Source organism: Plasticicumulans lactativorans, from assembly GCF_004341245.1.
In the GTDB taxonomy this organism is placed as follows: Bacteria; Pseudomonadota; Gammaproteobacteria; order Competibacterales; family Competibacteraceae; genus Plasticicumulans_A; species Plasticicumulans_A lactativorans.
This window is the reverse complement of sequence record NZ_SLWY01000042.1, coordinates 1-7,992: the sequence shown is the minus strand read 5'-3', so window position 1 is coordinate 7,992 and position 7,992 is coordinate 1. Positions and strand designations below refer to the sequence as shown.

Sequence of the window (7,992 nt, the reverse complement as noted above, 5' to 3'; positions counted from 1 at the left end):
GCCTCCGGGCCGAGCACCTCCGCGGTGGGAAAATCCACGTACTGCAACAGCCTCGCCCCGTGCAACATGCCGGTTATCTGCATCGCCTCGCCTCCAACGTCGGTGGAAAAGGGGCGGTTGCGCGCCGGGTTCGCTTCCCTGCGTACCCTTGGCTTCAGTCGTGATCCGGCGTGCCGCCGCCCGAGCCTGCAGACTACGGACGCGAACTTTCGCCTGCCTTTCAGGGCATGAAATGAAAGAACCGCCTGGCGAAGGCGGTTCCTGCAAAACAAAAAGGGCATCCCGGAGGATGCCCTTGTCGGTGAGCCGGCGCGGCTCAGAAGTCGTGGCGCATGCCGAACTGGATGTTCTTGTACTCGTCGCCGGTCGACACGAAGGGCGAGGTCGCGCCCGAGGCGAAGTCGGAGTCGATGTACTCCAGCCACACGCGGGTGCGCTTGCTCAGGTTGTACTGGTAGCCCGCGCGCCAGACGTCGTAGTCGTCGCCGTTGTCGACGTCGTAGCGACCCCAGCCACCGCGCAGCACGTTGTTGCCGAAGAACAGCTCGCCGGTGACGCCGTAGGCCTTGGCCTTGCTGTCGAGGTCGTCGCTGAAGGTGGCGTCCTGGTAGCTGCCGATCAGGTTGAACACGTCGCCGAACTTGTACGACGCGGCCAGGCCCCACAGCGAGCCGTCGGAGAAGTAGCGCGAGTTGAAGCTCTCGCCGCCGCCGTTCGACTCCATGCCGCGGTAGGCGGCGCCGAGCACCAGCGGGCCGTTCTTGTACGACACCGCGAGGTCATACAGGTCGATGCCGTCGCTCTTCTTCAGCGGGTCGTTGAGGTCGTTGCCGGCACCGTCCATCGTGATCGCACCGGCGAAGCTCAGGCCGCTGAAGCTCGGCGAGGTGTAGATCAGGGCGTTGGAGATGCGCGTCGGCGAGCCGACCAGGCCGAAGCTGGTGCCGGTCATGTCGCCGTTCCACACGTCGTCGATGCCGACGGCGTTGTAGTAGGGGCTGTACTGGCGGCCGGCCGTCACCGAGCCGAAGCCACCCTTCAGGCCCACCCAGCTCAGGCGCTGGTTGAACGGGCTGCCGTCAGCCTTGCCGTCGGCGTTGACGCCGAACTCGTACTGGTAGATGGCGCTCAGGCCGCCACCGAGGTCCTCGGAGCCGCGCACACCGAGGCGCGACGCTTCGTTGACCACGTCCCAGGCGTTGACGTCGGTGGTGTCATCGTCGGTGTACTGCACGCCCACGCGAACCGAGCCGTACAGCGTGGTCTCGGCACTGGCGAGGCCGGGACCCATCAGGGCGAGACCGACGGCGGCGGCGATCAGCGACGCGGCGTGGCGCGGGCGGGAAAGCGCGATGCAAGACATGGCATTCATCCTCTTGGAACGGGTTGATCGGGAGCGGGCGGAGCGCACGCTTTGAACAATGCGTACCAGCGTCCACTGGCCTGAACACATTCTAGCTCCGGAAATCTTTCATGGGGGTTTCATTGCAACGAATCTTCGTGTTTTTCATACGCCGTGATGCACATGTACAACACGAACCCCTCGGGGCGGGGGCCGTCAACGGCCGGGAGGGGGGGGCGTGTCGTCGAGCGTGCGCTCCCATTGCTGCAGGAAGCGCCGGCGCTTGTCCTGGTCGAGGTAGAGCAGCAGGCCGGGGTTGACCGGGATCGGCAGCAGCGCCGGGCCGAGCTGGGCGCGCAGGGCCTTGGCGGTGAGCTCGCCCTCGATCTGCGGGAGGATGGCGTAGAGGTGCGCCGCCCCCGCGACGATGCGCTGGCCGTCCGCGCCGAGCAGGAAGTCGACGAAGCGGCGGGCGAGGTCGGGGCGGACGGCAGCCTTGGGGATCAGCACCAGCCGCGACATCACCAGCGTGTAGTCGCGCGGCAGCGCGATGCCGATCTGCGGCAGGCGCTCGGCGTGCGCGCGCGCGTACGAGCCGAGCACGTTGTAGGCGATCAGCACCTCGCCGGCGGCGAGCGCGTCGAGCATCTCGACCGAATTGCCGTAGAGACGCACGCCGGCGGCACCGAGGCGATCGACCAGCTTCCAGAACACCGGCGAGCGGCGCGCGTCCTGCGAGGCGAACAGGAAGCCGACACCGCTGAGCTCGGGATCGTAGGTCGCCACCTTGCCGCGGTAGCGCTCGGGCTGCGTTTCCAGCAGCCGGCGCAGTTCCTCGCGCGTGCCCGGCACGTCCTGCGGCGGCACGCCGTCGCGGTTGTAGGCGATCACCGCCGGCTCGTGGGTGAAGCCGAACACCTCGCGACGCCACACCGCCCACTCGGGCAGGCCGCGCGGCGGGGTGAGGGCGCTGGCGTAGCCGTCGTTGGCGAGCTTCATCTGCAGGTCCATCGCCGCGCTCAGCAGCACGTCGGCGGTGCGTCCCTGCTCCTGGACCTCGTCGAGCACCCGATTGTAGAGCTCGAGCGACGGCAGCAGGTGGTAGTGCACCTCGACGTCGGTATTCAGGGCCTGGAAGCCTTCGATCAGCGGGCGGATGAATTCGAGGTCGGTCGAGCTGTAGATCACCAGGACGCCGCCTTCGCCGGGCCCGCCGGCGGTGCCGGGCTGCGGGGCCGGGAAGCGCGTGAGCTCGGCGTGTGCCGCCGCCCCGCCGCCGAGGACGAGCAGCAGCGCCAGCAGCCAGCCCGCGAGCCGCGCCATCGCTTTCAGCCCGCCGCGCGCGCGAAGTCGAGGCGCACGCACAGGCCGCGCCCGCCGACGCCGTCGGCCAGCGTCAGCGTGGCGCCGTGGCGCTCCGCCACCTCGTGCACGATGGCGAGCCCGAGGCCGCTGCCGTCGCTCGCCGAACCGGGGATGCGGTAGAAGCGCTCGAGCACCCGCGCGCGTTCGGCGGGGGCGATGCCGGGGCCGTCGTCCTCGACCTCGAGGCGCACGCCGCGGGCGTTGGCCTGCGTGCGCACGGTCACCGTGCTGCCCGCCGGGCAGTAGCGCATGGCATTGTCGATCAGGTTCTTCAGCATCTCGCGCAGCAGCAGTTCGTCGCCGGTGACCGGCAGTGGCCCGTCCCCCTCGAAGCCGAGGTCGATGTGCAGCAGCAGCGCCGCCGGCACGATCTCGCGGGTGAGGTCGGCGGCGAGCGCGGCGAGGTCGAACGTGGCGTGTTCGGCGACGCCGCCGCCCGGTTCGGCCCGCGCCAGGCTCAGCAGCTGGTTGGCGAGGCGGCTGGTGCGACGAGTGGTGTCGAGCAGGCGTTGCAGACCACGGGCGAGCGCCTCGGGTTCCGTCTCGCGCAGCGTCAGCTCGGCCTGCGTCTGCAGCCCGGCGAGCGGCGTGCGCAACTGGTGCGAGGCGTCGGCGATGAAGCGGCGCATCGCCTCGAAGCTCGCTTCGAGCCGCTGCATCAGCTGGTTGATGGCGCTCACCAGCTCGCGCACCTCGGGGGGCGCCGGCTGGGTGATCGGCGCGAGGTCACCGGGCGAGCGCCGCCGCAGCGCACGGCGCAGCTCCGTCAGCGGCGCCAGGCCGGCCTTGACGCCGAGCGCGGTGATGGCGGTCGCGACCACCACCACCAGCAGCAGGCGCAGCGCCGAGGCGAACACCAGCTCGCGCGCGAGACGATCGCGCTCGCCGCGCGTCTGCGCGAGCTGCACCTCGAACAGACCGTCGAGCCCCCACGGCGCGAGCGGGCGCGCCAGCGCGGCGATGCGCACCGCCTCGCCACGGAACTCGGCATCGTGGAAGCGCGGGGCGCCGTCGGTCCCGGTGAGTGCGGTCGGCAGGTCGGCGTAGCCGGTGACGAAGCGCCCGACCGGGCCGTCGACGCGGTAGTACACGCGGTCCTGCCCGGCCGAGGCGAGCATCTCCAGCGCCACGCCGGGCAGGTCGACCTCGATGTGGCCGTCGACGACGCTGACGCGGTCGGCGATCGCCAGCAGCGAGGCGCGCAGCAGGCGGTCGTAGGTGTCGTCGGCGGTACGCCGGGCCTGTACGTGGTTGGCGGCCAGCAGCAGCGCGCACACCGCGAGCAGCGGGGTGAGCAGCCAGACCAGCAGGCGCCGGCGGATCGACCAGTCGGCCCGCCTCAAGGCTGCTCCAGCAGGTAGCCGAGGCCGCGCACGGTGCGGATGTTGACGCCGGCCGGGCCGAGCCGCTTGCGCAGCCGGTGCACGTAGATCTCGATCGCGTTGAGGCCGGCGTCGTCGTCGAAGTCGAAGAGCTTCTCGGCGATCTGCTCCTTGCTGACCACCTGGCCGACGCGCCCGAGCAGCACTTCGAGCAGGCACAGCTCGCGCCGCGGCAGCTCCAGCGGCGCGCCGTTCAGGCTCACGCGCCGGGCGACGGTGTCGAAGGCCACCGGGCCGTGCACCAGCAGCGGTGCGGCCTTGCCCTGGCTGCGGCGCAGCAGCGCACGCACGCGGGCTTCGAGTTCAGACAGTTCGAAGGGTTTGACCAGGTAGTCGTCGGCGCCGGTGTCGAGCCCGGTGACGCGCTGTTCGACCTCGCCGCGTGCCGTCACCACCAGCACCGGCGTGCCGGCGCCGCGCTGGCGCAGCTGGCGCAGCAGCGTGAGGCCGTCGATGCCCGGCAGGCCGAGGTCGAGCACGACCAGGTCGAATGCCTCGGTGCGCAGCAGGCTCTGCGCGGTGCGTCCGTCGCTGATGCGATCCACCGCGTGGTCGCGGTCGCGCAGCGCGCGCTGCATCGCGCTGCCGAGGGCCTCGTCGTCTTCTACCAGGAGGATGCGCATGTCAGCAGGAGCTTCTCCGAATGACTGCCTACAGTGAAAGGCCGGCGACAGCAACGCCCTTTTAGCATTTCGCCGTCGGGATGAGGACAGGTGTGCCGGCCAGCGGAAGGCCAACCCAAAGTCGATCGAACCGAAACGTGTAGGAGAGGAAGCGATGAAAATGACCAAGATGCTGGCGGCCGCCGCCGTTGCCCTGTCCCTGTCGGCTGCGCATGCCGAGCCGGTCGACGTGATGAAGATCATGGTGCCGGCCAACCCGGGCGGTGGCTTCGACACCGTCGGCCGCGCGCTCGGCGAGGCGCTCACCGCCGCCGGCCAGGCCAAGCGCGTGCAGGTGGAGAACAAGGCCGGTGCCGGCGGTGCGATCGGCCTGGCGCAGTTCGTCAACAACGCCAAGGCGGATCCGAACTCGCTGTTCATCGCGGGCATCGTCACCGTCGGCGCGATCGAAGCCAACAAGCCCCCGGTCAGCCTCGACATGGTGACGCCGGTCGCCCGCCTGATGGGCGAGTACAACGTGATCGTGGTGCCGGCGAACTCGCCCTACAAGACGCTGAAGGACCTCACCGACGCGGTGAAGGCCAACCCGGGCGCCGTGTCGGTCGGCGGCGGCTCCGCCGGCGGCGTGGACCACATCATGATGGGCCTGGTCGCCAAGGCGATCGGGGTCCCGCCGGCGAAGATCAACTACGTTCCCTACGCCGGCGGCGGCGAGGGCAAGGCGATGATCCTCGGCGGCCACATCGCCGCCTACGTCAGCGGCTACGGCGAACTCGCCGACGTGATCAAGGGCGGCAAGCTGCGCGCGCTGGCGCTGTCCTCCGACAAGCGCCTGGACGGCGTCGACATCCCGACGATGAAGGAGCAGGGCATCGACGTGGTGCTGTTCAACTGGCGTGCGGTGTTCGCCGAGCCGAAGCTCTCCGCCGAGCAGACCAAGGCGGTGACCGCGATGGTCGACGCCGCGGTGCACAACGAGGCGTGGAAGACCAAGGCGCAGAAGCTCGAATGGATCGACCTGCACCAGGACGGTGATGCCTTCCGCAACTTCCTCGCCGAGGAGCAGAAGCGCGTCGCCGCGATCATCCCCGAGCTCGGCCTGGCGAAGCAGCCGTGATGAAGCACGCGCGCGACTGGGGACAGGTGCTGATTTCGGCGGGAGTGGTGGTGTCCGGGCTGATCATGCTGGCCCAGATCCCGCTGATCCAGGCCGACGCCGGGTACGCGGGCATCGGCCCGCGTTTCTTCCCGACCGTGGTGGGCAGCGGCATGCTGGCCTGCGGCGTGCTGCTGCTGATCGAGGCGCTGACACGCGGCTTCCCCGACGTCGAGGAAGGCCCGCACGATCATGAGCCCTTCGACCGCCGCGCGGTGGCGCTGGTGATCGGCGGCCTGGTGGCGCACATGGCGCTGATCGAGGTGATCGGCTTCACGCTCGCCGGCACGCTGCTCGGCAGCTGCGTCACGCTGGCGCTGCGCGGGCGCCCCGTGATCGGGGTGGGGGCCTCGTTCGCCGTCTCGGCGGCAATCTATCAGGCGTTCGGACGGCTCGGGGTGACCCTGCCGGCGATTGCCACGGGGTGGTTGTGATGGAAGGTTTGACGGCACTGTTCACGTCGGGGTTCGCGGTCGCGCTGACCCCGATCAACCTGCTCTGGGCGCTGATCGGCTGCACCCTCGGCACCGCGGTCGGCGTACTGCCGGGCATCGGCCCGGCGGTGACCGTGGCGCTGCTGCTGCCGGTGGCGCAGAGCATCGATCCCACCAGCTCGCTGATCATGTTCGCTGGCATCTACTCCGGCGCCATGTTCGGCGGTTCGACCACCTCGATCCTGCTCAACACGCCGGGCGAGTCGGGGTCGATCATCAGCGCGCTCGAAGGCAACAAGATGGCCAAGGCCGGGCGTGCCGGGCAGGCGCTCGCCACCGCGGCGATCGGCTCCTTCATCGCCGGCACCATCGCCAACCTGCTGCTGACGCTGGTCGCGCCCTTCGTCGCCGACCTGGCGATCAAGCTCGGCCCCGCCGACAACTTCGCGCTGATGATCTTCACCTTCGTCGCGGTGTCGGCGGTGCTCGGCGCCTCGCCGCTGCGCGGCATCACCAGCCTGACGATCGGCCTGTGCGTGGGCCTCACCGGCATCGAGGAGCAGTCCGGCCAGCCGCGCTTCACCCTCGGCCTGCTGCAGCTCGCCGACGGCGTCGACGTGACCGTGGTCATCCTCGGCCTGTTCGCGGTGGGCGAGACCTTCTACATGGCCGCCTACGAAGGCGGGCTGGTGAGCCAGGTCGAGCGCCTCGGCTCGGCGGTGCGGATGACGGTCGAAGACTGGAAGCGCTCGTGGAAGCCGTGGATCCGCGGCACCTTCCTCGGCTTCCCGCTGGGCACCATCCCGGCCGGTGGAACCGAACTGCCGACGTTCCTGTCGTACACGATCGAGCGCAAGCTCACCCGCCACCCCGAGGAGTTCGGCAAGGGCGCGATCGAAGGTGTCGCCGGCCCCGAAGCGGCCAACAACGCCGCCGCGACCGGCACCCTGGTGCCCCTGCTGACGCTCGGTCTGCCGACCTCGGCGACCGCGGCGATCATCCTGGCGGCGTTCCAGCAGTACAACATCCAGCCCGGCCCGCTGCTGTTCGATACCGATCCGGCGCTGGTGTGGGGGCTGATCGCGAGCCTCTACATCGGCAACGTGATGCTGCTGGTGCTCAACCTGCCGATGATCCGCATTTGGGTGAAGATGCTGCACATCCCCAGGCCCTACCTGTACGCGGGCATCCTGATCTTCGCGACGATGGGGGCGTACTCGATCCGCCAGTCGTGGTTCGACCTGATGCTGCTCGCGATGGTCGGGGTGCTGGGCTTCCTGATGCGCCGCTACAGCTTCCCCGTGGTGCCGCTGGTGGTGGGCCTGATCGTCGGCCCGATCGCCGAGAAGCAGTTCCGCCGCGCGCTGTCGATCAGCCAGGGGGACCTGACGGTGTTCATCACGCACCCGATCTCGGCGACCATCCTCGCCGTGGCCGCCGCGCTGATCGTGCTGCCGCTGATCGTCAAACGCCTGCGCAAGGTCCACGACGACAATCCGCTGGAGCACTGAGCGCTTTCCGATCCTTCCCACCCGCGGGGCTGCTGACGCAGCCCCGCTCCTTGTCCGGAGAACCGCCGCATGGAATTTTTTCTAGACCCGCAGATGTGGGCCAGTCTGCTGACGCTGACGGTGCTCGAGATCGTGCTCGGCATCGACAACCTGGTGTTCATCTCGATCCTGTCGAACAA

Annotated in this window: 8 protein-coding genes; 4 read left to right on the top strand and 4 right to left on the bottom strand. The window is 69.5% G+C overall.

Going from position 1 to position 7,992, the window contains the following annotated elements; all coding sequences use genetic code 11:
• A partial coding sequence (locus EV699_RS20125; RefSeq protein WP_207923031.1) for a hypothetical protein occupies positions 1-231 on the top strand: 231 nt, incomplete at its 5' end.
• An 85-nt stretch (positions 232-316) separates the two neighbouring features.
• Here the strand turns inward: EV699_RS20125 and EV699_RS19490 are convergent.
• From EV699_RS19490 to EV699_RS19475, 4 genes are all read right to left on the bottom strand, one after another.
• Positions 317-1,363, bottom strand: a complete 1,047-nt coding sequence (locus tag EV699_RS19490; RefSeq protein ID WP_165904215.1) for a porin — start codon at positions 1,361-1,363, stop codon at positions 317-319.
• 195 nt (positions 1,364-1,558) lie between these two features.
• Positions 1,559-2,665 (bottom strand): ABC transporter substrate-binding protein, encoded by a 1,107-nt coding sequence (locus EV699_RS19485; protein ID WP_132545970.1) that lies wholly within the window; start codon positions 2,663-2,665, stop codon positions 1,559-1,561.
• A gap of 5 nt (positions 2,666-2,670) precedes the next feature.
• Entirely contained in the window at positions 2,671-4,050 is a 1,380-nt protein-coding gene (locus EV699_RS19480) for a sensor histidine kinase (protein ID WP_132545968.1), read from the bottom strand.
• A complete protein-coding gene (locus tag EV699_RS19475; protein WP_132545966.1) occupies positions 4,047-4,712 on the bottom strand; it encodes a response regulator in 666 nt (221 codons plus the stop codon). Before EV699_RS19475 ends, EV699_RS19480 begins: the two co-directional genes overlap by 4 nt.
• 154 nt (positions 4,713-4,866) lie before the next feature.
• On the opposite strand from EV699_RS19475, the gene EV699_RS19470 reads away from it, so the two are divergent.
• From EV699_RS19470 to EV699_RS19460, 3 genes are read left to right on the top strand one after another with little or no spacing between them, the layout of a single operon-like run.
• Positions 4,867-5,829, top strand: a complete 963-nt coding sequence (locus EV699_RS19470) for a Bug family tripartite tricarboxylate transporter substrate binding protein (RefSeq protein ID WP_132545964.1) — start codon at positions 4,867-4,869, stop codon at positions 5,827-5,829.
• Complete coding sequence (locus EV699_RS19465) at positions 5,829-6,302, top strand: tripartite tricarboxylate transporter TctB family protein (protein ID WP_132545962.1); 474 nt, start codon at positions 5,829-5,831, stop codon at positions 6,300-6,302. Before EV699_RS19470 ends, EV699_RS19465 begins: the two co-directional genes overlap by 1 nt.
• On the top strand, positions 6,302-7,813 hold the full coding sequence (locus EV699_RS19460; RefSeq protein WP_132545960.1) for a tripartite tricarboxylate transporter permease: 1,512 nt from the start codon (positions 6,302-6,304) through the stop codon (positions 7,811-7,813). Before EV699_RS19465 ends, EV699_RS19460 begins: the two co-directional genes overlap by 1 nt.
• The last annotated feature ends 179 nt before the right edge of the window (positions 7,814-7,992 follow it).